Annotated in this window: 22 protein-coding genes; 18 read left to right on the top strand and 4 right to left on the bottom strand. The window is 59.1% G+C overall.

Annotated features, from left to right (window positions below; translation table 11 throughout):
- Window positions 1-117: 117 nt before the first annotated feature.
- The 3 genes from GA830_RS01135 to GA830_RS01125 all read right to left on the bottom strand — a co-directional run bounded on the left by GA830_RS01135 (window position 118) and on the right by GA830_RS01125 (window position 5,449).
- The gene (locus GA830_RS01135) at window positions 118-3,252 is read right to left on the bottom strand and encodes an efflux RND transporter permease subunit (RefSeq protein ID WP_195163324.1); all 3,135 of its coding nucleotides are present in this window, start codon (window positions 3,250-3,252) and stop codon (window positions 118-120) included.
- Window positions 3,253-3,256: 4 nt separating this feature from the next.
- The gene (locus GA830_RS01130; protein ID WP_195163323.1) at window positions 3,257-4,426 is read right to left on the bottom strand and encodes an efflux RND transporter periplasmic adaptor subunit; all 1,170 of its coding nucleotides are present in this window, start codon (window positions 4,424-4,426) and stop codon (window positions 3,257-3,259) included.
- A 201-nt stretch (window positions 4,427-4,627) separates the two neighbouring features.
- Window positions 4,628-5,449, bottom strand: coding sequence for a MurR/RpiR family transcriptional regulator (locus GA830_RS01125; RefSeq protein ID WP_195163322.1), 822 nt, complete (start codon window positions 5,447-5,449; stop codon window positions 4,628-4,630).
- A gap of 141 nt (window positions 5,450-5,590) precedes the next feature.
- Here GA830_RS01125 and GA830_RS01120 point away from each other — a divergent pair, with 141 nt between their 5' ends.
- The 15 genes from GA830_RS01120 to GA830_RS01050 all read left to right on the top strand — a co-directional run bounded on the left by GA830_RS01120 (window position 5,591) and on the right by GA830_RS01050 (window position 20,420).
- Entirely contained in the window at window positions 5,591-6,397 is an 807-nt protein-coding gene (locus GA830_RS01120; protein WP_195163321.1) for an N-formylglutamate amidohydrolase, read from the top strand.
- Between the two features lie 8 nt (window positions 6,398-6,405).
- On the top strand, window positions 6,406-6,915 hold the full coding sequence (locus tag GA830_RS01115) for a TRAP transporter small permease subunit (protein WP_195163320.1): 510 nt from the start codon (window positions 6,406-6,408) through the stop codon (window positions 6,913-6,915).
- Window positions 6,912-8,237, top strand: coding sequence for a TRAP transporter large permease (locus GA830_RS01110; protein WP_195163319.1), 1,326 nt, complete (start codon window positions 6,912-6,914; stop codon window positions 8,235-8,237). The genes GA830_RS01115 and GA830_RS01110 overlap by 4 nt, the downstream gene beginning before the upstream one ends.
- A gap of 20 nt (window positions 8,238-8,257) precedes the next feature.
- A complete protein-coding gene (locus tag GA830_RS01105; RefSeq protein WP_195163318.1) occupies window positions 8,258-9,328 on the top strand; it encodes a TRAP transporter substrate-binding protein in 1,071 nt (356 codons plus the stop codon).
- A 165-nt stretch (window positions 9,329-9,493) separates the two neighbouring features.
- A complete protein-coding gene (locus GA830_RS01100; protein ID WP_195163317.1) occupies window positions 9,494-10,864 on the top strand; it encodes a glutamine synthetase family protein in 1,371 nt (456 codons plus the stop codon).
- Between the two features lie 48 nt (window positions 10,865-10,912).
- Window positions 10,913-11,299, top strand: coding sequence for a helix-turn-helix domain-containing protein (locus GA830_RS01095; protein ID WP_195163316.1), 387 nt, complete (start codon window positions 10,913-10,915; stop codon window positions 11,297-11,299).
- Window positions 11,268-11,708, top strand: coding sequence for a type II toxin-antitoxin system VapC family toxin (locus GA830_RS01090; RefSeq protein ID WP_195163315.1), 441 nt, complete (start codon window positions 11,268-11,270; stop codon window positions 11,706-11,708). Before GA830_RS01095 ends, GA830_RS01090 begins: the two co-directional genes overlap by 32 nt.
- Before the next feature lie 17 nt (window positions 11,709-11,725).
- Window positions 11,726-13,123: an aldehyde dehydrogenase family protein gene (locus tag GA830_RS01085; protein WP_195163314.1), complete on the top strand. Its 1,398-nt coding sequence runs from the start codon at window positions 11,726-11,728 to the stop codon at window positions 13,121-13,123.
- 60 nt (window positions 13,124-13,183) lie between these two features.
- Complete coding sequence (locus tag GA830_RS01080) at window positions 13,184-14,353, top strand: iron-containing alcohol dehydrogenase (RefSeq protein ID WP_195163313.1); 1,170 nt, start codon at window positions 13,184-13,186, stop codon at window positions 14,351-14,353.
- 95 nt (window positions 14,354-14,448) lie between these two features.
- Window positions 14,449-15,330 (top strand): endonuclease/exonuclease/phosphatase family protein, encoded by an 882-nt coding sequence (locus GA830_RS01075; RefSeq protein WP_195163312.1) that lies wholly within the window; start codon window positions 14,449-14,451, stop codon window positions 15,328-15,330.
- Complete coding sequence (locus tag GA830_RS01070; protein WP_195163311.1) at window positions 15,327-16,166, top strand: EamA family transporter; 840 nt, start codon at window positions 15,327-15,329, stop codon at window positions 16,164-16,166. The genes GA830_RS01075 and GA830_RS01070 overlap by 4 nt, the downstream gene beginning before the upstream one ends.
- Before the next feature lie 304 nt (window positions 16,167-16,470).
- Window positions 16,471-17,577, top strand: a complete 1,107-nt coding sequence (locus GA830_RS01065) for an ABC transporter substrate-binding protein (protein WP_195163310.1) — start codon at window positions 16,471-16,473, stop codon at window positions 17,575-17,577.
- 103 nt (window positions 17,578-17,680) lie between these two features.
- Window positions 17,681-18,550, top strand: coding sequence for an ABC transporter permease (locus GA830_RS01060; protein ID WP_374939335.1), 870 nt, complete (start codon window positions 17,681-17,683; stop codon window positions 18,548-18,550).
- On the top strand, window positions 18,547-19,338 hold the full coding sequence (locus tag GA830_RS01055; RefSeq protein WP_195163308.1) for an ABC transporter permease: 792 nt from the start codon (window positions 18,547-18,549) through the stop codon (window positions 19,336-19,338). The genes GA830_RS01060 and GA830_RS01055 overlap by 4 nt, the downstream gene beginning before the upstream one ends.
- A gap of 17 nt (window positions 19,339-19,355) precedes the next feature.
- Complete coding sequence (locus GA830_RS01050; protein WP_195163307.1) at window positions 19,356-20,420, top strand: ABC transporter ATP-binding protein; 1,065 nt, start codon at window positions 19,356-19,358, stop codon at window positions 20,418-20,420.
- Between the two features lie 40 nt (window positions 20,421-20,460).
- Here the strand turns inward: GA830_RS01050 and GA830_RS01045 are convergent, their stop codons facing one another.
- Window positions 20,461-21,162 carry a GntR family transcriptional regulator gene (locus GA830_RS01045; protein WP_258045517.1) on the bottom strand — a complete coding sequence of 234 codons (702 nt, stop codon included), beginning with the start codon at window positions 21,160-21,162 and terminating at the stop codon, window positions 20,461-20,463.
- A gap of 183 nt (window positions 21,163-21,345) precedes the next feature.
- Between GA830_RS01045 and GA830_RS01040 the strand changes: the two genes are divergently transcribed.
- From GA830_RS01040 to GA830_RS01030, 3 genes are read left to right on the top strand one after another with little or no spacing between them, the layout of a single operon-like run.
- Entirely contained in the window at window positions 21,346-22,008 is a 663-nt protein-coding gene (locus tag GA830_RS01040) for an aspartate/glutamate racemase family protein (RefSeq protein ID WP_195163306.1), read from the top strand.
- A complete protein-coding gene (locus tag GA830_RS01035) occupies window positions 22,008-23,384 on the top strand; it encodes a dihydroorotase (protein WP_258045516.1) in 1,377 nt (458 codons plus the stop codon). Before GA830_RS01040 ends, GA830_RS01035 begins: the two co-directional genes overlap by 1 nt.
- A complete protein-coding gene (locus tag GA830_RS01030; protein WP_258045515.1) occupies window positions 23,381-23,773 on the top strand; it encodes a VOC family protein in 393 nt (130 codons plus the stop codon). The genes GA830_RS01035 and GA830_RS01030 overlap by 4 nt, the downstream gene beginning before the upstream one ends.
- Window positions 23,774-23,800 lie beyond the last annotated feature (27 nt).

Raw genomic sequence — 23,800 nt, 5'->3', positions numbered from 1 at the left:
ATCCAAAATGCACAAATACAATGACGATATGCCAATGTCACCACCGTCGCCCGTCGAAACGGTCGATCATGCTGTGTGTTCCCTGTATGGCTTGGAGGTGCGCCGCGCAGTGCCGTCTCAGGCGGGCTCGATAACGGTGTTGGCGGCCTCATCCAGTTCGCGCTTGAGACGGGTCTCTTCTTCCACGTTGGGTGTGACGAAGCGGCCCAGCAGGAGATACGCGACCGGGGTCAGGTAGAGCGTCGAGACCGTGGCAAGGCCAAGGCCGCCGACAATCACCCAGCCAAGGGCAACGCGCGCTTCAGCGCCGGCGCCCGATGCCAGCACCAGCGGCAGGCCGCCCAGAACGGTACAGATCATGGTCATCATGACGGGACGCAATCGGATATTAGCGGCTTCCTCGATGGCCTGGCGCACATTGAGGCCGCGCTCGCGCAACTGGTTGGCGAATTCGACGATCAGGATGCCGTTCTTGGCCATCACGCCGACCAGCAGCACCAGGCCGATCTGGCTGTAGGCATTGAGGCTGGTGCCGGTCAGGATCAGAGCGAACACTGCGCAGGCAAGGCCAAGCGGCACCGTCGCCATGATGATGATGGCGCTGACGAAGCTTTCGAACTGCGCCGCCAGCACCAGCAGGATGATGATGATGGCGAAGCCAAAAATGGTCAGCATGCCGGAATTGGTTTCGTCGAGTGTTGCCGCTTCTGCCAGTGGCACGATGCGCATGCCGGGCTTCAGGATCGGTGCGGCGATGGCGCGGACCTCGGACAATGCATCGCCGAGTGCTGCATCAGCGGCCAGGGTGGAGGTGACCGAGACCGATGGCTGCTGTTTTTCGCGGGTCAGCGAGGGAGGCACCGCGCGTTCGGTCAGCGTGGCAATCGTCGACATCGGTACAAAGCGTTCGTCGCCGGTCTTGATGAAAACGTTTTCCAGGTCGGTCGGGTCGTTGATCGGGTTGGAAGACGAGACCAGTTTCACGCCATAGGAGCGGTCGGCAATGTAGACATCGCCAATGTCGTTGCCATCGAGCATCGCCTGCAAGGTGACAGCAAGGTCGGTAATGTCGATGCCGAGGTCAGACGCTCGGGCGCGGTCGATCTGGACGGCGAGCTGGGGCTGGGTCGGGTCGACTGATAGGCGGGCCTGCTGGAAGCGCGGGTCCTTCTGCATCTCCTCGATGATCTGCCCGGCAACGCTTGCCAGCGCAGTGCGATCATTTCCCACCAGGGCGAATTGCAGGCCGCTGCCGGCACCACGAATGCCCAGGCTGTTGGGCTGCATGGCGAAGATGCGCAGGCTGGGGATCTGGCGGGTCAGTTGGTTGAGCTCGGCCACGATCTCCTGCTGGCTGCGGGTTCGCTCCTCCCATGGTGCCAGCTTCAGCACCATGAACCCGGAATTGTAGGAGGCGCTCATGCCGGCAATGGCAAACGTGCTCTCAATTTCTCCGGACTCGCGAAACGGGACGATCATCGCCTCGATCTTGCGCATCTGCTGGGTGGTGTATTCGAGGCTGACGCCCTGAGGCGCGTTGACCCGCAGCGCAACGACGGACCGGTCCTCGCTTGGCGTGAGTTCCTGGCGGATGGTGCCGAACAGCGCAAACGCCGCGCCGGCGAAGAGGACAGCAACCAGAACCACCAGCATCGGCGCATCGAGGCAGACTTTCAGGCTGCGCTGGTAGAGCCTGCCCAGTTGCGCGCCCAGCCGCGCCACCAGACCCGTGCGTTCGGCCTTTTGTGTCGGTGCGGATTTCAGCACACGCGAGGCGAGCATCGGGCACAGTGTCAGCGCAACGATGCCCGAGAGCGTGACGGCGATGGCCAGGACGAAGCCGAATTCGCGGAACAGCCCGCCTGTCTGTCCGGGCAGGAAGGAGATCGGCACGAATACGGCAATCAACGTGGCTGTGGTCGCCATGACGGCAAAGAAGACTTCCTGCACGCCAAGCACGGCCGCAGCGCGCGGGCCCATGCCGGCATTGCGGCGGCGTACGATGTTTTCCAGCACCACAATGGCATCGTCGACCACAAGCCCCGTCGCCAGCACCAGCGCCAGAAGGGTGAGGATGTTGATGGAGAAGCCGGCCAGATAGATCGCCGCCACAGTGCCGATCATCGCCACCGGCATGGCCGCCCCGGGGATCAGCGTGGCGCGCCAGTCGAGCAGGAAAAGGTAGATGACGACCAGCACGATCACGACCGACAGCGCAATTGCGATCTGCACCTCATGAACGGCCCCGCGCACGAAAACCGCATCGTCGCTGGTGATCTTGATGATCATGCCCTGCGGCAGGCTTTTCTGGATCGTTTCGATGGCCGAGGTGATGCCGGTCGAGATGTCGAGCGTGTTGGATTCGGCAGCGCGCACGATGCCGATGCCAATGCCTGTGCTGCCATCGGAGCGCAGCGAACTCTGGCCGATATCGCTGCCCAACGTCACCGTGGCAACGTCGCGGATATAGGTGCCGTCGGAGATGATCAGGCTTTCGAACTGCTCGGGCGTGGTCACGTCAGCGGTGGTGCGCACGATCAGGTTCTGGTCGCTGGTGGTGATGGAACCTGCGGGCGTATCAAAGGCGACACTTGCCAGCGCGCGACGCAGATCGGCAACAGTCAGGCCAAGACTTGCCAGCTTTGCCGGGTTGACATCGATGCGGAAAATCTTCTCACGGTCACCGTAGACCTGAACGTCTGCAACGCCCGGTACAGCGGCCAGTGTGTCCTCGATCTGGTCCTGAACCAGAATGGTCATGTCCTCGATCGACATTGTGGGCGACGTTACGGCAAGTCGCATCACTGCGTCTGAATTCGCATCGGCCTTGACGATCCGTGGGGCATCGGCTGCATCGGGCATCTGGTTGGTGACGCGGCTCACCGCATCGCGCACATCGGAGGCTGCGACGTTGAGATCGACACCGTCGCTAAATTCGATGGTGACACGGCTACTGCCGAAGGAAGAGGATGATGAGATTGCCTTGACGCCGGAGACGCGGGCTACAGCACCTTCGATCTTGTCGGTCAGTTCTCGGTCGACAGTTTCTGCGGCAGCGCCGGCAAACTGGGTCGAGACGGTGATCACCGCGCGATCCACGTCAGGCAGTTCGCGGATCTCGACTCCGTAGAGCGCGGCAAGGCCCGCGACCACAATCAGCGTGTTGAGAACAAAGGCCAGAACCGGGCGACGGATGAAGATCGCGGTGAAGCCCTTGGCGGCCGCGTTGGTGTCGATGTCGACGGTGCTCATGTGCTTACGAGCCGCTGGCCGGGACGGGTGCGCCGGCAACGCGCACATCTGCGCCCTCGCGGACACTTTGGACGCCTTCGGTCACCACCATCTGGCCTGGCGCGATGTCAGCATCCACCAACACCTCGTCGGTGTTGCGCTGGATGATGCGGACGAGCACGCGTTTGGTCTTGTTGTCGACCACGGTCCAGACGAACGCACCCTCGGTGCCCCACTGGATCGCCAGCGGGCTGACGGATGGATATGTGTCGCCGGCAAAGCGCATCTCGACCTGGAACGACATGCCGGCGCGCAGCGCATCGGATGGATTGTCGATCTTGGCCTGCACAAGCAGCGTGCGGCTCTTCTGGTCGACGCGGTTGTCGACGGCGGCAACCGTGCCCTTGAAGACAGTGCCGGGGCCGGCCAGAGAGCGAGCCTCCAGCTCGGCGCCCTGGGTAATCAACGCGGCAAACCGTTCCGGCACCCAGAAATCAACCAGAATGCTGGAGCGATCGTCTATGGTGGCGAGAGCCGACTGGCTGGTGACATAATTGCCGGCCTCGATAGGCAGGATGCCGACAACGCCCGCAATCGGCGAGGCGATGGAACGGCGGTTGAGCGCCAGCTCCGCATCGCTGACGGCTAACTCGGCGTTGCGGGCGGCCACTTCGGCATCGGCCAGCTGAACGCTGCTGACGGCGTTGGAAGCGCGCAGCGAGCGCAGGCGCTTGACCTTGGCGGCGTTGTCGTCCCGTGCGATTTTTGCACGGTTCAAGGCAATCTCCTCGGTCTCGGAATCGAGCTTTGCAACCACCTCGCCCTTCTTCACGTGGGCGCCGGAGCTGACCAGAAACTCCGTCAGGCGGCCGGCACTATAGGGTGTGACGGTGACCGTGGCGCTGGCGCGGCCGGTGCCGATTGCCTGCAGCCGGTCGTTGATGGTGGCTGTCTGGACAGGCTCAGTTGCTACAAGAACCGGGCCTTGTCCTGCTCCGCCGCCGCGACCGCGGCGTTCGCCCTGGTCTTGCCGGTTGCCGGCTGCAGCATCAGCAGCCTTTGGCGTTGCGGCGCTCGCCCAATCAATGCCCCAGCGTGCCATCACCTGCGATGCACCGGGGAAAAACCAAACCCAGGCTGCGAATGCGGCCATGAGAACTACAATCGACAACGCAATCTGTTTCCAGACGGACATTCGGATCTCCGGGTCAGGGACGAGGTGTAGGCAGGCTTTTGCGAACCAAACCAGATGCAAAACCCGGCAGCTACACCGTTGGTCCTACTCGCGCTCTTATGCCAAAGCCTGGCACGCAGCGCACACACTTTATCATTAAATCGCGGTAAGGTGGCACACCGATGCAAGTGCTTTGAATTCGGGGTGTATATTTCCTTGCTGCTACCGCAGGTTTTCCATCTCGCGGATGCGTCTGGCGCCATCGGCATCACATTGGCGGGTCACCTCGCCGATCAGCGTTTCAGCTGCCACGAACAGCGAAGCCGATGAGTCCCACGCCGATGGCACCGCCGTGCGGCCGGCCACGACATGGCGGGCAAAGCGGGCAATAGGTGACAGCCACTGGTCGGTGAAGAGTACGATCTGGACGCCACGCTGGTGCGCCTTTTCAGCGAAGCGCAGCAGGCTGTCCTGGTAGCGGCGGATGTCAAAAATCACCAGCACGTCGCGCTTGCCCATGTCGATCAGCCGGTCGCGCCAGTTGCTCTCCTGCCCTGACAGGTGGAAAACGCCGGCGCGCACGATGGTCAGGTGAGCTGCCATGTAACCGGCGATGGGATCGGTGAAGCGACCGCCAACCAGAAAGACTTTTGCACGCGGGCCAGCCAGCACTTCACCGATGTCGACGAGCTGCTTTTCGGACAGGTGACGAAACGTCTCGCGGATATTTTCCACCGTCTGGTCGAGCGCCGGAGAGGTGCCACGGGTGGAGGCTGGCAAGGCTGTGCGTGACAGTGGAGATTGCAGCTGAGCGGCCAGCTCATCTTGCAGCCGTGCCTGAAACTCCGCGTAGTTGTGGAAGCCGAGCCGCGCCACAAAACGCAGGATGGTTGGCGAACTGACGCCCGCCTGAACTGAAAAGTCCGCGACCGTTTTCAATCCGATCAGCGGATAGTTCGCCACCAGCGTCTGGGCGGCACGTCGTTCTCCGGTCGGCATGGCGTCGATGCGGTCGGCAATCAGCTCGGCAATACTCGTGCCCATGGTTTCCCCTGCGTCGTGTTTTTTGATCTCTGTGGCGAAAGCCGTTTGACAACGCTGCGTTATGTGTATGAAATCATCCGCAGAGGCGCAATGAAAACAAATCCGTATTATTCGGTACAGCGCCCGGGGAACGTGGGAAGCATGCAGGACGCGACGTCTGGCGCAGGCAATACCGGTGATCCATTCAGGGTGGTGAACCCTGAGGGACGCAGTCCCTATGTCCTGATTTGCGATCATGCGTCCAACAATGTGCCGGCCCGTTTCGGCCCGCTTGGCTTGTCAGAATACGACATGCAGCGCCATATTGCATGGGACCCGGGGGCCGCCGCTGTGGCCCGGCAGATAGCCGATGTGCTCGATGCAACGCTGGTGGAATCCACCGTGTCGCGCCTCATTGTCGACTGCAACCGCGCCGCCGATGCACCGGACCTTATCTGTGCGGTAAGCGAGACGACCGCCATTCCTGGCAACGAGAGCTTGTCGGCGGAAGATCGCGCCCAGCGTATCGCGCATGCCTGGCAGCCGTTCCATGATGCGTTGGACGCGGTGGTCGCCGCGCGCGTGGCCGAAGGTCGTGAAACCATGCTCGTGGCCATCCATTCCTTCACGCCGGTCTACAAGGGAATCAAACGGCCCTGGCACATCGGCGTCCTGCATGATGATGATGTGCAGCTTGCTGCGCCGCTGATTGCTGCGTTTTCGGCCGAGTCGGGTATCGTCGTCGGCGACAATCAGCCCTATTCGCCAGCTGACCGGGTCTACTTCACGCTGGAAAAGCATGGCCGGGCGCGCGACTTGCCCTGCGTGATGATCGAGATCCGCAATGACATCATTTCCGATGAAGCCGGCCAAGCGCGCTGGAGTGGGCTTTTGTCACGCCACCTGGAAGGAACGTTGGCCGGACTTGGCGGAGATGCTGTTTTTACACACATCGCAGGGGAGCTTTGAGCACGCATATGCCGAAAGCCATTGTCACTTATGTGAAGGCAGTCGAGAAGATCAGCTGGGTGTCCGGCCACTTTGCCATGTATCTGATCTTTTTGATGATCGGCATTCTGGCCTACGCGTCGATCATGAAAGTGTTCTTTCTGCCTGCCAACTGGACCGTGGAAATGGCCCAGTTTGTCATGGTCGCCTATTTCACGCTCGGCGGTGCCTTTTCGCTGCGGGAAGACGACCATGTACGCATGGATCTGCTCTATGCCGGCTGGAATGTTAAGCGGCGCTCGAAGACGGATCTGGTCACCGGGCTGGTGTTGATCGCCTTTCTGGTGATGCTGCTGGTCGGCGGGATCGCCTCGCTCGTCTACGCCTTCGAATATGGCGAGAAGAGCTATTCGGCCTGGGCACCAGTTATGTGGCCGATCAAGGTCCTCATCAATATAGGGGTCTTCCTCACTCTGCTCCAGGCCGTGGCCATCTGGTTCAAGGATCTTGCGGTCGCACGCGGAGAGCCGATCCAGTGAGTTATGACCTTATCGCCGTATTGATGTTTTCGGGCATGATGCTCTTGCTCCTTACGGGGCAGCGGGTGTTTGCTGTAATCGGGTTTGTCGGCGCCATTGCTGCTCTTCTTCTGTGGGGCGATGGCGGGGTGGAGCTGCCCTTCACCGCCATCATGAAGGTGATGAAGTGGTACCCGCTTCTGACGCTGCCGCTGTTCGTTTTCATGGGCTACATGCTGGCCGAATCCGGCATTGCCGATGATCTCTACCGCATGTTCCACGTCTGGATGGGGCCGCTGCGTGGCGGTCTCGCCATCGGCACCATTTTGATGATGGTGGTGATTTCGGCCATCAACGGGTTGAGCGTTGCCGGTATGGCGGTGGGCGCCACCATCGCGCTGCCGGAATTGTTGCGGCGCGGCTATGACAAGATCATGGTCACCGGCGTCATCCAGGCAGGTTCTACGCTGGGCATTCTGGTGCCACCAAGCGTCGTCTTGGTTCTCTACGGCATGATCGCGCGCCAGCCGGTCGGGCATCTTTGGATGGCGGGGGTGTTCCCCGGTCTTTTGATGGCGAGCCTCTTCATCCTCTACATCGTGGTGCGGTGCTGGATTCAGCCAGAGCTCGGGCCGCCATTGGCCGCTGAGGAACGTGCGCAATATAGCCGCCGCGACAAGCTCAAACTGCTCAGCGCAGGGCTTGTGCCGCTGGTGATTTTCATTGCGATGACTGGCCTGTTTCTCACCGGCGTCACCAGTCTTGTTGAAAGCTCGGCGGTGGGTGCTGTCTCGGCCCTTCTGGCGGCGCTTTTGCGCGGACGGCTGACGCGCACAGTGTTGCATGAAACGACGCGCAAGACGCTTGGCATCTCCTGCATGTTTTTCTGGATCATCACGGCGGCGCTCTGCTTCGGCGCGGTGTTTGACGGGCTCGGTGCCGTGAAGGGTGTGGAACGGCTGTTCGTTGGCGACCTTGGCCTTGAGCCATGGCAGGTGCTGGTGCTCATGCAGCTGACGTTTCTGGTGCTCGGCATCTTCCTTGATGATACGGCCATGCTGGTCATCGTCGCGCCGCTGTTCATCCCGTTGGCTGCCGCACTTGGCTTCGATCTTATCTGGTACGGCGTGCTCTACACGATCACTTGCCAGATCGCCTATCTGACGCCGCCCTTCGGCTACAATCTGTTTCTCATGCGCGCCATGGCGCCGCCTGAGGTGACGTTGCCCGACATCTATCGTTCGGTGTTTCCATTCGTCGGGATCATGCTCTTCACACTCATCCTGATCGGGGTCTTTCCGCAGATCGCGACCTGGCTGCCAGAGCATTACTACGGAAAATGAAACCAACCAGAAAAAGGGGAATGACCATGACCTTCAAGCCATCAAGACGCGATTTCATCCGCAAGGCAGGCCTTGCATCGGCTGGTGCAGTGGGCGCCACCGCATTGGCAACACCTTATGTTCAGGCGCAGTCGGCGCCGATCAAATGGCGATTGCAGACTTACGCCGGTGCGGCACTCGGCCCGCATGTCACCAAGCCAGCCGTTGATATGTTCAACAAGGCGGCCAAGGGCGAGATGGAAATCGAACTCTATTATGCCGACCAGCTGGTGCCGACGGGCGAACTGTTCCGCGCGTTGCAGGCCGGTACAATCGACGCCGTGCATTCCGACGATGATTCCATGGCAGCACCGGTCGATATTTCGGTGTTTGGCGGCTACTTCCCGTTCGCGACCAAAAGCATTCTCGATGTGCCAGTGCTGTTCCAGCAATATGGGCTGGCCGAGATCTGGCGTGATGCCTATGCCAAGGCAGGCGGCGTTGTCTGGCTTTCGGCAGCGGGTCAGGACCCGTGCCACTTCAACACCAAGAAGCCGCTGAAGTCGCTCGACGATCTCAAGGGCCTGCGCCTCTACACCTTCCCGACAGCGGGCAAGTTTCTGGCGCAGTTTGGCGTGGTTCCTGTGTCCATCCCTTATGAGGATGTGCAGGTTGCCGTGCAGACCGGCGAACTCGATGGCATGTCATGGTCGGGCATTACCGAGGATTATACGGTGGGCTGGGCCGATGTGACGGATTACTTCCTCACCAACAATATTTCCGGTGCGTGGATTGGTTCGTGGTTCGTCAATGAAAAGCGCTGGAGCGAGGTGCCACAGCATCTGAAGGATCTGTGGCTTGCCTGCGTTGATGCCGGTCACACCTACCGCAACCAGTGGTATTGGGGTGGCGAGGCAAATCTGCGCGCCACCGGCGACAAGCTTGAACTGACCACCATTCCTGCCGAAGAATGGGCGACGGTGGAAGAAGCCGCACTGAAGTTCTGGGACGAGATCGCCGCTGAAAGCGAAACACGCGCCAAAGTGGTTGATATCTTCAAGAAGTATAATGCCAACCTCAAAAAGGCAGGCGGGCTTTACGCCGCCGGCTGATGACAACAGGCGGGCAGGGCGCATCACGTCCCGCCCGCTTTTTCAGTGGTCTTTGACCGCCAGCGTGACGCAGCGTCTGGCATCCAGTTTTAACGGGCCTGCATCTGGCCGCCGGCCACAGGTCGGGCATGGTGCAGAATAATTTATCGGGTGGAGCGCTTTCACATGGCGAAAAAATATTCGTTCTCGGATCTCGGCAAGGACGTGGAGAGCGGAGCCGTTGATACGGTGCTCGCCTGCGCGGTGGATATGCAGGGCCGTTTGATCGGCAAGCGCTTTCTTGCGCGCTATTTCGTCGAAAGCGCGCATGATGAAACGCATGGCTGCAACTATCTGCTGGCCAATGACATCGATATGGAGCCGGTGCCCGGCTACAAGGCGGCAAGCTGGTCGAAGGGCTATGGCGATTTCGTCATCAAGCCTGATCTTGGCACGCTGCGCAAAATTCCATGGCTGGAAAACACTGCTTTGGTGCTGTGCGATCTTTTAGATCATCACAGCCATGAGGATCTGGCGCATTCGCCGCGCGGTATTTTGAAACGTCAGGTCAAGCGCCTGACAGAGCGCGGTTATATGGGCTATTTCGCCTCCGAGCTGGAATTCTACCTGTTTTCCGAAACCTATGATTCCGCGCGCAAGAAGCATTGGCAGGGGCTGGAGACAGCTTCGCCCTATATTGGCGATTATCTGATCGGCATCACCACCAAGGAAGAAGGCGTGATGCGGCGCCTGCGCAACGAGATGGAGTTGGCTGGCATCCCGATCGAAAACTCCAAGGGCGAGTGGGGTCCAGGTCAGGAAGAGATCAATGTGCGCTACGCAGAAGCGCTGGAGATGGCAGATCGCCATGTCATTCTGAAAAACGGCGCCAAGGAAATTGCGCAGACCGAGGGCAAGGCCATCTCCTTTATGGCCAAGTATAATTACGGACTTGCCGGCAATTCGAGCCATATCCACAATTCGTTGTGGAGTGCGGATGGTAAGGAGCCCCTGTTCTACGATAAGAAGTCGGATTTCACGCTGTCGAAGCTTGGCCAGCAATGGTCGGCTGGGCAGCTTAAATATGCCAGCGAGTTCACCCTGTTCCTGGCGCCTTATATCAACTCCTACAAGCGCTTCCAGTCGGGCACTTTTGCGCCGACCAAGATTATGTGGAGCGAGGACAACCGTACCGCCGGCTTCCGTCTCTGCGGCGAGGGCACCAAGGGTATTCGCATGGAATGCCGCATCGGTGGGGCAGACCTCAACCCTTACCTCGCTTTTTCAGCGCTGATTGCTGCTGGGCTTGCCGGGATCGACGAGGAACTGGAACTTGAAAAGCCGTTTGTGGGCGATGCCTATCAGGCCTCGCGGCTGCCGGAAATTCCCAAGACCCTGCGCGATGCGACCGAGACATTGGCGAAATCCAAAATGCTAAGAGATGCGCTCGGCGAGGATGTGGTGGAGCATTATCTGCACACCGCGCGCTGGGAGCAGCTTGAATATGACCGCCGCATTACCGATTGGGAATTGCACCGCGGGTTTGAACGTTATTGATAATATCGCAACACTTTCGTATATTGGTCGGCGTTTCTGGAGAGCGCCATGACAGCAGTCGTCAACAAAGCCTGGTTCGAGGATCGGTGGAAGCGCAAGGGGCTGACACTGCGCAAAACGGCGCAACTCATGGGCATTGATCCGAGTGCGCTGTCACGAACCCTGAGCGGTGAGCGGGAGATGAAGTTGGCTGAGGTTGGAAAAATCGCAACAGTCCTCGATGTTACCCTCAACGATGTACTGGCGCATATGCAAAGCGACGGCGGGCCGGTCGATGACGTATCGAGCGCGAACGAAAATGATGTGCGGATAAGCTCTCATTCCGGCTTCGGGTTCATGCGCGGGCTGATCAAGATTGAAGATGGGTTCGATGTCGCCGGGCCTTTCAGTGTTGAGCCTTTGGATGAGGGGTATCTCGGTGAAGACCGGCTTTGAGGCTGGCGTGCTGCTGGACACCTGCGCGGTTCTCTTCATCGCCATGGGGAAAGTTTTGAAAGACGAAGCTGACAGGGCCATCGGAATGGCTGCGCGGGACGGCACGCTTTACGTGTCGCCGATTTCCGCCTGGGAGATCGGCATGGGAACCGCTCGGGGCCGGCTCAGTCTTCCGACCGAGCCGCTGCAGTTCTTCAACGCGTTTGTGCAGACTATGGGTGCGCAAGTCGATCCGCTCTCCCCGGAGGTTCTTGTCCATTCATCGTGGATGCCCGGGAAACCGCACAAGGATCCCATGGATCGTGTGTTGATTGCCGCCGCTCGGCTGCGCAATACGGTCCTGGTCACCAGTGACGCATCGATCTTGCAATACAGCGCTGCCGGCCACGTCCGGGCGCTCTCGTGCTAACAGTTTGAAACGATAGGATGATACCTTTGGAAACCATTACACTCAAATCCCCCATCGATGGGTCAATCTACGCCGAGCGGCCTATCGCCGATGACAAGGCTGTTTCGGCGGTGGTCGAGCGGGCGCGAGCGGCGCAGGCCGGATGGGCGGCAACGCCGATTGATGAGCGTACTGGCGCAATCTTGAAGATGCTTGAGGCGCTTGTAGCGATGAACGATGACATCGTGCCGGAGATTGCCTGGCAGATGGGTCGGCCAATCCGCTATGGCGGCGAGTTTGGCGGCGTGAAGGAACGCACCAATTACATGGTTGAGATCGCGCAGGCGGCACTCGCGCCGGTCATGGCATCAAACCCCAAGGACGGGTTTCGTCGCTATGTGAAGAAGGATGCGCTCGGCGTTGTGATGGTGATTGCGCCGTGGAACTATCCGTATCTCACTGCCGTGAATACGATTGTGCCGGCGTTGATTGCAGGCAATACGGTAATCCTCAAGCATGCGGCGCAGACGCTTCTGGTTGGTGAGCGGTTTGCTCAGGCGTTTGAGGCTGCTGGTTTTCCCAAAGGCGTATTCCAGAACATTGTGCTGAACCATGCGCAGACCGAGAAGCTGCTTGGCTCGGGCAAGATTGATCATGTCAATTTCACCGGGTCGGTGGCAGGTGGGCGGGCCATTGAAAAGGCTGCGGCCGGTACCTTCATGACGCTTGGCTTGGAGCTTGGCGGCAAGGACCCGGCCTATGTGCTGCCGGATGCGAAGCTTGACCACGCGGTGGCCAATCTGGTCGAGGGCGCGTTCTTCAATTCGGGCCAATGCTGCTGCGGTATCGAGCGCGTCTATGTCCACGAGAAGGTCTATGACGCGTTCGTGGAAGGTTTTGTTGCCGAGACCAAAAGCGCTTACGTGCTTGGCAATCCGCTTGATGAAAAAACCACCATGGGTCCAATGGCTCAGGCGCGCTTTGCCGACATGATCCGCGAACAGAAGGCTGAGGCGTTGCGCAAGGGCGCGACCGCGCATCTGAACCTGAAGTCCGAGCAGGATGTTGCGGGCTCGCCCTATCTGTCGCCGGAGGTTCTGACCAATGTTGACCACCAGATGAGTGTGATGCGTGAGGAAAGTTTTGGACCCATTGTCGGTATCATGAAGGTGCGCTCAGACGAGGACGCCATCGCCTTGATGAATGACAGCCCCTACGGTCTCACGGCATCAATCTGGACCAGCGACACCGAGCACGCCATCGCCATTGGCGACCGCGTTGAAACCGGAACCGTGTTCATGAACCGCTGCGATTATCTTGATCCGGCATTGGTGTGGACGGGCGTGAAGGACACCGGCAAGGGGGCAGCTCTATCTGCCATCGGCTATGACAATCTCACCCGGCCGAAGAGTTATCATCTGCGCGAAAAGATCTAGGCGCCGGCCAATGGGTCCAGCCACTAAAATCAACAGTGTTATTCCTGAAAGAACACACACATGAATCTCGTTTCCAAATGGAATTATCCCACCACCGTGCGGTTCGGCGCTGGTCGCATTTCGGAACTGCCGGATGTGCTTGCAGCTACCGGCATCAAGCGCCCGCTTTTCGTCACCGATCCGGGGCTGGCGAAGCTGCCAGTGGTGGCTTCCACGCTCAAAATTCTTGACGATGCGAATGTGCCTTATGGGGTGTTTTCCGAGGTTAAGCCAAACCCGGTGGAAGCGAACCTGACAGCTGGCATTGTCGTCTTCAAGAGCGGTAATCATGACGGTGTGATTGCCTTTGGTGGCGGCTCGGCACTTGATCTGGGCAAGCTGATTGCATTTCAAGCTGGGCAGACGCGCCCGGTATGGGATTTCGAAGATGTCGATGATTGGTGGACGCGGGCCGATAGCGATGCCATCGCACCCATTATTGCCGTGCCGACGACTGCCGGGACTGGCTCTGAAGTGGGGCGCGCAGGTGTCATCACCAATGAAGCCACGCATACAAAGAAGGTCATTTTTCACCCCAAGCTTTTGCCGGCCATTGTGATTGCCGATCCGGCCTTGTCGGTCGGCATGCCGTCCTTCATCACGGCGGGCACCGGTATGGATGCGCTGGCGCATTGCCTGGAAGCCTATTGCGCACCGGGCTATCACCCCATGGCCGATGGCATTGCGGTGGAGGGCATCCGTCTTGTCTTCGAGAACCTGCCAAAGGCTTATGCCGACGGCAGCGATCTTATCGCGCGCGCGCATATGATGAGCGCTGCAGCGATGGGCGCTGCGGCGTTCCAAAAGGGGCTCGGCGCAATCCATTCGCTGTCGCATCCGATAGGAGCGCTCTACGACACCCATCACGGCATGACCAACGCGGTCTTCATGCCCTATGTTCTGGCCTTCAACCGGTCGGCCATCGAGGCTCGTATCGAGCGCCTTGCAGCCTATTGCGGCATCGAGGGCGGGTTCGATGGTTTTGCCGCTGCGGTGCTCAGCCTGCGCGAGAATTTGAAGGTGCCGCACACGCTTGGCGCCTTCATCAAGGATCTCGATATGGATGATGCCCGCAAGGCGCTGATCGCCGATATGGCAGTGGTGGATCCCACCGCCGGCGGCAACCCGGTCAAGCTCACCAAAGAGGCAGCGCTTTTGCTTCTGAATAACGCGATCACAGGCGAACTCTGATCCTTGGCCAACCGCCGGCTGACACCCATCGCTTGTGTTAGCCGGCGTAAAATTGTAGCAAAAGAGCATCCATTGCTCGCGCACCGGTGCGGCCGTTGAGACTTGTCAGCTACAACATTCAATACGGGTTCGGCGCCGATGGGCGCTATGATCTGGCGCGCGCTGCACAGGTCCTTGCAGGCGCCGACATCATTGCGCTTCAGGAAGTGGAGCGGCATTGGCGCCGCAGTGACGATGACGACCAGCCGCACCGCCTCGCCAGTCTTTTGCCAGATCATTTCTGGGTCTACGGTCCGGCTTTCGACATGGATGCCAGCCGCCGCGAGAATGGCCGTGTCGTCAATCGCCGACGGCAGTTTGGCACCATGCTGCTGTCGCGCTTTCCGATTGCGTGGTCGCGGTTGCATCTGTTGCCGATGCGGCGTGGCACCGCCCGGCTGAATACGCAAAATCCGGCGCTCGAATGCCTTGTCGAAACGCCGGCGGGGCCGGTACGCATTCTGTCACTTCATCTTGCGCATATTGATGCCGGTGAAAGGCTCGAACAACTCGATGTGCTCCTCGATCTGCATCGGCGCGCGGCCAGTATTGGCGGGCCGTGGAGCGGCGTCGATGACGAGACCTCGCGCGACTGGAGCCATGGCGAGCTGGAGCCAGCGTGCCCGCAGACGGCAATCTGGATGGGCGATTTTAACTGCCAGCCGGACAGTGCCGAGTATCGGCGCATCACCGAAGCTGCCGACCAACCGCACGGCTTTGTTGATGCGGCAGTGGCAGCCGGGGCAACACCCGAGGGATGCTACACGCATTTGCGCACCCTATCGGGGCAGGTGCAAAGGCGACGCCTCGATTACTGCTTCGTCAGCCCGAACCTCGCTTCAAGAGTTCACGCCCATAGCGTCGATACAGCTGAAACAGCCTCGGACCATTTTCCAGTCCTCGTCGACATCGATCTCGAAATGAAGCTGCCGGTATGACGCTTACTGTTTTCCTTGCTGTTCTTGCGGCAGCGGCCATGCATGCGACATGGAACGCGCTGATCAAGGTCAGGTCGGACCGCTTTGCCTCGATCTCGCTTGCCTCGCTTGGCATGGCCGTGTTCGCGCTGCCGGTGCTGCCTTTTGTCGAGGTGCCTGCGCTGGCGGTCTGGCCGTGGATCGCCACGTCGATGGTCATCCATGTTGGCTACCGGCTGTTCCTTATCCTCGCCTATTCGCACGGCGACCTGGCGCAGACTTATCCGCTGGCGCGTGGCACGGCACCACTGATGACCACCATCGGGGGCATTGCGCTGTTTTCGGAGATGCCGGGTCCTTTGGCCATTGCCGGCATTCTGTTCCTCTGTTTTGGAACACTTTTGATGTCGTTTCGCGGCAATGTCGGGGTGATCAACCGGCGTGCGGTGGGCTTTGCGCTCACCACGTCGGTTTTTGTCGCGGGCTACACGCTCACCGACGGAAGCGGTGCGCGCCTTGCCACCACAGCATCAAGTTATGCGGCGTGGTTGTTTTTGTGTGATGGCGTCGTATCCATGGCGATCGGTTTTTTCTATCGCGGCCGGCAGCTTCTGACTGCCATGCGGCAGGAATGGAAGATCGGCATTCTCACCGGCTTTCTGAGCGCCGGCTCCTACTGGATCGCCATGTGGGCAATGACCAAAGCGCCTATTGCATCGGTGGCGGCCCTGCGCGAGACATCGATCCTGTTTGCCATGGTAATCTCGGTGACGATGCTTGGCGAAAGCATGACACGCTGGCGCGTGGCAGCAGCTCTGTCCATTATTTTCGGCGTGATCGCGTTGCGTGTCGGGTAGCGGTGGCGGCAACTGAAAGAGCATGCCTCTGGCGAGTTGTCCCTCAATCGAAATATCGTTGCCGGACGCGCATATTCCTTTTGCCGGCTACCTTGCAACGTGCTTAGATATCATGGTCCAATCTGGAGGGGGACGCCGTTAGAACCAAGTGTTCTGGCGCGCATGGTGAAATCTCGGTTCGAGCATTTTGCGGTGCAGGCCACACGCACATAGCCTTCCATTAGAATTTCGTCATGCAACTGTCATTTGACGCGCGTAACGGCATCTCAGACGCCGATTGGCGTCAGATCAATGGAGAGACACGATGTTCAAGTTTACGGGAAAGATCCTTTCCCTCACCGCGGCAGCCCTTCTGGTCACGTCGTCCATCTCATCGGCCCAGTCGATGGATGAACTCGTCGCTGCTGCCAAGGCTGAGGGACAGCTAACCACCATCGCCCTGCCACATGACTGGTGCGGCTATGGCGCTGTCATCGCCGGCTTTAAAGCAAAATATCCGGAGATCACTGTCAATGAATTGAACCCGGATGCGGGCTCGGGCGATGAGATCGAAGCCATCAAGGCCAACAAGGACAATAAGGGCCCGCAGGCTCCAGACGTGATCGACGTTGGTCTGTCGTTTGGACCATCGGCCAAAGCCGAAGGCCTGTTGATGCCGTACAAGGTGTCGACATGGGATTCGATCCCGGACAGCGCCAAGGATGCCGAAGGTCATTGGTACGGCGATTATTACGGCGTTCTGTCGATGATGGTGAACAAGGACCTCGTCAAGAACGTGCCAACCGACTGGGCCGATCTTCTGAAGCCGGAATATGCCAACTCGGTTGCCCTGGCGGGTGATCCGCGTGCGTCCAACCAGGCTATCCAGGCAGTTTATGCTGCTGGTCTTTCAGGTGGCGCGGCTGCCGGTGAAGCGGCTGGTACGGCTGGCCTTGACTTCTTCAAGAAGCTCAACGCCGCTGGCAATTTCGTGCCGGTGATCGGCAAGCCGGCAACTCTGGCACAGGGCCAGACGCCGATCCTGATCAACTGGGACTACAACGCACTTTCGGGCCGCGATACGCTGAACGGCAACCCGCCGGTCGACGTCGTGGTGCCGAAGACTGGCGTGGTAGCCGGTGTGTACGTGCAGGCGATCAGCGCTTTTGCGCCGCATCCCAACGCTGCCAAGCTGTGGATGGAATATCTCTATTCCGACGAAGGTCAGCTTGGTTGGCTGAAGGGCTATTGCCATCCGATCCGCTTCAACGATCTGGCGCAGAAGGGCTCGATCCCCAAGGATATGCTCGACAAGCTGCCGCCAGCTGAAGCTTACGAAGCGGCGGTTTTCCCGACGCTCGAAGAGCAGGCCGCTACCAAGGAAGTCATTACCAAGAACTGGGATTCGGTGGTTGGCGCCAACGTTCAGTAATTGAGGCTCAGGCTGCGGGCGCCTGGCGCCCGCAGCCGCTTTTCTAAATGGCAACCGAATGACGGAACTCAGCGCTACCACCCGGCGGGCCGACGGGCATGACATGCCACCCGGCCAGACGGCCGGATTCCGCTTGCCGATGCAATGGCTCGGCGTGGCGCCGTTCTTCCTGTTCGCGCTGATGTTCCTGATCCTGCCGACCGGCTATCTGATTATCGGTGCATTTCAGAACGCTGAAGGTGCGTTTACGCTGGAAAATATTGCTGCGCTGTCGCAGCCGACGATCGCTGCCGCCTATTGGATTTCGATCAAGATCAGCCTGGCATCTGCCATCATCGGCGCTTTTGTCGGGCTCGCCATTGCCATTGCTATTGTGCGGGGCGGGCTGCCGGGATGGGTGCGCTCAGTCACCATGACCTTTTCCGGCGTCGCTTCCAACTTCGCCGGCGTGCCGCTGGCTTTTGCCTTTCTGGCGACACTGGGACGGCTGGGACTGGTCACCGTCCTTTTGAACACGCTGTTCGGGTTCAATGTCTATTCGACCGGGTTCAATATCCTGTCGTTCTGGGGCCTGACGCTGACCTATCTCTACTTTCAGATCCCGCTGATGGTGGTCATCATCACGCCAGCTATCGATGGCATCAAAAACGAATGGGGCGAGGCTGCCGCGACGCTTGGCGCCACCCAGTGGCAGTATTGGCGCATGGTGGTCATTCCTGTCCTGTGGCCAAGTTTCTTGGGCACCGTCATATTGCTTTTTGCCAATGCATTCGGGGCCATCGCGACTGCCTACGCGCTGACGGGATCGTCGCTCAACATCGTGCCGATCCTGCTGTATGCGCAGATACGAGGTGATGTGTTGCACAATCCGCATCTCGGCTACGCCATTGCGTTTGGCATGATCTTCATCACCGGGCTCGCCAACATCTTTTACATCTGGTTCCGGGTGCGCTCCGAGAGGTGGCTCAAATGAAGTCGGGACGCTTTTGGGCCTGGGTCACCTTCATTGTCGGGGCCTCCTATTTCTTCATTCCGCTGATCGCCACGTTCGAGTTTTCGCTGCGCATGAAGCGGGGCGAGTATTCCTTTGCAGCCTATGAAGTGGTGTTTGGAGATCCGCGTTTTCAGGCAACGTTCAGCTATTCGGTCATCGTTGCCATCTTCACCATCCTGCTTGGTGTTTTTCTTGTGGTGCCGACCGCCTACTGGATCCGGTTACGGATGCCACATCTGCGGCCGGTGATCGAGTTCATCACGCTGTTGCCGCTGGTCATTCCGGCCATTGTCATCGTCTTCGGCTATATCCGCATGTATGGCTCCAACTCGCCGCTGCCCTTTCTAGGCAGTGCGCGCGGCACGGATGCGCTGCTGATCATCGGCTATTCCATGTTGGCGCTGCCTTACATGTACCGCGCCGTTGATACCGGGCTCAGGACCATCGATGTGCGCACATTGACGGAAGCCGCGCAGATCCTCGGTGCCGGATGGGGCACCATCATTTTGCGTGTGATCCTTCCCAATGTGCTGATTGCGGTTCTGTCTGGAGCGTTCCTTACCTTTGCCATCGTGCTTGGCGAATTCACCCTGGCCAGCCTGCTCAACCGTCCTGCCTTCGGGCCGTATCTGCAGAACATTGGCGCCAACCGCGCCTATGAGCCGGCAGCGCTTGCCATCATCGCCTTTGGCATCACCTGGGGCTGCATGTCGGTCATTCAGGTTCTGTCCCGTTTCGCGCCGAAATCGGCCAGCCGCCCGAACTGATTTTTAGAAAGCACGTCATGGCCGATCCGTTTCTCAGTATCCGTTCCATCCGCAAGACGTTCGGGCAAATCACGGTCGTGAAGGATTTCGATCTTGATGTGATGCCTGGCGAATTCGTGTCGTTCCTCGGCCCCTCGGGCTGCGGCAAGACAACAGTGCTGCGCATGGTTGCGGGCTTTGAGGAGCCGAGCGCGGGCAGCATCATCGTTGCCGGCAAGGACGTGACGCGGCTCAAACCCAACCAGCGCAATGTCGGCATGGTATTTCAGGCCTATGCGCTGTTTCCCAATCTCACCGTCGCGCAAAATGTCGCCTTCGGGCTCAAGGTCGCCGGCGCGCCAAAGGCCGAGATCGACAGGCGCGTTGCTGAAATGCTGGAACTGATCAAGCTGCCTCAGTTCGGCGACCGCTATCCCTACCAACTCTCCGGCGGGCAGCAGCAGCGCGTGGCACTGGCGCGTGCCATTGCACCGAAGCCCAAGCTCCTGCTTCTGGACGAGCCTCTCTCTGCGCTGGATGCCAAGGTTCGCGTGTCGTTGCGCGAAGAGATCCGCGCGATCCAGAAAAGCCTCGGCATCACCACCGTTTTTGTGACGCATGACCAGGAGGAGGCGCTGTCTATCTCCGACCGCATCGTCGTCATGCATGGCGGCAAGGCGGAGCAGATCGGCACGCCATTCGAAATCTATAACCGGCCCGCCAGCAAGTTCGTCGCCAATTTCGTCGGCACGCTGAACGTCATGGAAGCCACGGTCAGCGATGCGAACGCCGGCACGGTCCGCGTTAATTCGGAGGAAATCACTCTCAAGGGTCAGTTGAACGGTGCGCGCGCCGGCGATGTGGTGTCGCTGGCACTTAGGCCCGAGGCCATCACGCTTGGCCGCAAGCCCGGCAATGACACCAGCCTTTCCGGAGAAATCGCCGAAGTGCATTTTCTGGGCTCGGTCATCCGCATGCGGATTGGCGTCGGCGGTAGCCTGTTTTCGCTCGATGCCTTCAATAGCCCTGCAGCCCCGCCACCGGCCGTCGGAGAAAAGACTGAGATCAGCTTCTCGTCAAAGGATCTGCTGGTTTTGCATTGAGGCAGGTCAGAGCCCAATGACCAGATGAACGATGTTCAGCTCAAAGAGTCAGACCCCTGGTATCGTTGGAGATGAGCGCGTGTAAGATGCCTAAACGGGTGTGTTCGCTGTGCTCAACCATGACTTGCTGCGCTTTTTCCGGATCGCGCAGACGAAGAACCTGAACGATGCGCCCATGGTCATCGCCAGTCTCAGGGTTCACGTCGCGGCTGCGCGCGCCAAGATGGAAAAGGCGTGTGCATTCTTCAAGATGCGCCGTTACCAATGCTAGAAGCCTCGGATTGTTCGCGCCTTCGGCGATAGCCACATGAAATGCATGGTTTGCGTTGACAAAAGATTTGATGGTGTCGTCCCGGTTCGGCTCATAGCGCACCGCGGCTAGCGCTTCGAGGCGATTTAGATCTTCCGCCTGCAAGTTAAGGGCGGCCATTGATGCGGCTGTCCCTTCGGTCATCGCGCGGATGGCAAAGAGGTCGTTAATGTCCTTCACCGTCACGGGCGTAACGCGGTAGCCGCGACGCGGGAAGGCTTCGATAAGTCCTTCTACGCAAAGCCGGCCAAGTGCCTCGCGCACAGGTGTCTTGCTCATGGAAAGCTGCTCGGCCAGTTCAAGTTCCGAAAACTCGAGGCCCGGCTTCATGTCACCGCTGATCACACGCAGACGCAACGCATTGTAGGCAGTCTCCGTGAGCGAAACGCGTCGCTCTCGAGGTGCCGGACCGTTTGCAGCAAGGTTGTTCAAAGGTATTGTTCTCCCGCTTTCAAGACAGGCGCATCAGCCGACCGCCTCACGGATCGCGTGTCAGCGCTCCCCTTTTCATTGCAAATTTGAACCAAGGCAAGCCCAAGCACATTGACGAGAGATATTGTGTAATATATTACGTAAGATATTAAAAGCATGACGTGCATAATCCGGGACTGTCACTTGGCTGAAATTCTTGTCATCAATCCCAATAGCTCCGCATCAATGACGCGCTCCATGGCGGGCTGCCTGGAGATTTTTAATGGCATCGGCCCGCATTCTATCACCTGCACGGAGTTGGCCAAATCGCCGCGCGGCATTGAAACAGATGCCCATGTCAGCGAAGTCATCCCGCATATTATAGAGGCTGTCGGGGCGACATCCGCGCACGCTATCGTGCTTGCCTGTTTTTCAGATCCGGGCATTGATACGGTTCGGCGCTGCACGAGCTTGCCTGTCATCGGAATTGCTGAGGCGGCCTATCTCGCCGCACTAGGCTTGGGAAAACGCTTCGGAATCGTGTCGCTGGGCTCACCTTCGATCGCGCGTCATCACCGTTATCTCTGCGAACTCAAGTTGCAGGACCGGCTTGCGGGAGACAGGTCGCTCGACACGACAATCGTTGATCTGATCGCCACCAATGTCATCGATAAGGTTTCGCGGATCGGTGCCCAGTTGCGTGACGAGGATGGTGCGGATGTCATCATTCTTGGATGCGCCGGTCTTGGTGCCTATCGCAAGCACTTGCAGGAAGCGCTTGGACTGCCGGTGATCGATCCGGTGCAGGCGGCGGTCGCGCTGGCCTGCACACAGCTTGACCTCGGCTATCGGGGGCGGGCGGGTTGATGCTCGATATCATCATCAAGGGAAATATCGTCACGCCCTCATCCATTCTAAAGAATGGCTGGATTGCCTTGAGTGGCGGCCTGATCCATTCGGTGGGAACTGGAGAAGCTCCTGCCGCTCACGAAGTACACGATGCTGGCGATGCTTTTGTGATGCCGGGTGTCATCGACGGACAGACGCATGCTGGCAGCTATGGTGGACTGCCGGGCATCGAATCGACCACGCGCTCAGCTGTGGCTGGTGGCGTTACGACGATCGTTGACATGCCCTATGACAATCCAGATCCGCTGAGCACGGTCGCGCATTTTGATGCCAAGGTTGATGCCATCAAGGCGCATGCGCATTCCAATGTTGCGCTCTATGCGACGATCATGCCGGGTCAGAGTATCGAGGATGCTCGGGCGCTTCTGGAAAAGGGTGTTGTTGCCTTCAAAATTTCTGCCTTTGAAAGCAGCCCAACACGCTTCCCACGCATTGATACGGCACTTGCGCTGGATCTGCTCGAATTGCTCGCGCAAACCGATGTTCCGCTTGGTCTGCACAATGAAGATCAGGAAATCGTCCGCTCGCGCATAGAGCGCTTTCGCACGCAGGGTGAGGACGGCATCCACACCCATTCACCAAGCCGGCCACCAGCGGCAGAGCTGGCATCGACAGCTCAGTTTCTGGAACTGGCAGCTGCTGCCGGTGCGCATGCCCATATTGTTCATATCAGCGTACCACGCGGTTTCGAGCTGGTTGACCGCTACGCAAGCGAGGGGTTCCGGGCAACAGGCGAGCTGTGCGTTCATTATCTCTCCTTCGATCCAGAGATCGACGGAGATGCGCTCGGCGCTCTTATGAAGGTCAATCCACCAATCCGGCCCGGCCAGTGTTCTGCCCTTTGGGCTGAGGTAATCAGTGGACGCGTCGCATTTGTAAGTTCAGACCATTCGAGCTGGCCGGTAGACAACAAGAAAACGGCTTCCATATTCGATGCTGGAGCGGGCGTGCCCGGGATGCAGACATTGTTGCCTGCGTTCTACACGGTGGCAGCTGCAAACGGTTGCGATGCAGCGCAGATGACTGTCGCACAATTGTCCGAGCGGCCCGCGCGCTTTTTCGGTCTCTGGCCACGCAAGGGCGGACTGATGCCCGGTGCCGATGCAGACATTGCCATTTTTGAAGCGATTCCAGCCTCTTGGGATGCCGCAACAGCAGAGGATGAACTTTGCTGGAGCCCATATCAGGGCCGCACATTCGCTGGTCAGGTCCGGCGGACCTATGTCGGCGGCAAACTCGCCTGGGATGGCGTGGCCGTTATCAACCAGCCCGGCGATGGACAGTTCGTTCCACGCGGCAATTCGCGCTGGTTCGAAGAGGAGGAAAGCATTTGACCCAGAAGCTGCAACTCCCTGAAGGGGGCGTCGAGAAGGCTATCACCTTCTTTTACTATGTGGATCTTCAGCGCGCGCTGACCTTTTACACCGAGGTGATGGGCTTCACGCTTGAGATCGACCAGGGATGGGCGAAGATCCTGCGGATTGCCGACCACGCCTATGTGGGGCTGGTTGACGAAAGCCGCGGCATGCACCGCGCAGCACCCGTCAAGCCGGTTCAGCTTTGCATCCGCGTGCCGGATGTGGATGCCTGGCACGCTTATCTTTCATCCGCGAATGTCGATGGCATCACGCCGGCCAAAGCGAGCACGGCGCTCGGCATTCGCGCTTTCGTTTGCAACGATCCGGAGGGCTATCAGATCGAGGTTCAATCAGTTCTACGCTAACGCCTAGTCTCAGCAATATAACCAATA

Source organism: Mesorhizobium sp. NBSH29, from assembly GCF_015500055.1.
Lineage (GTDB): Bacteria > Pseudomonadota > Alphaproteobacteria > Rhizobiales > Rhizobiaceae > Neomesorhizobium.
The sequence above is the reverse complement of the archived record's forward strand: the minus strand, read 5'-3'. Positions and strand labels throughout refer to the sequence as shown.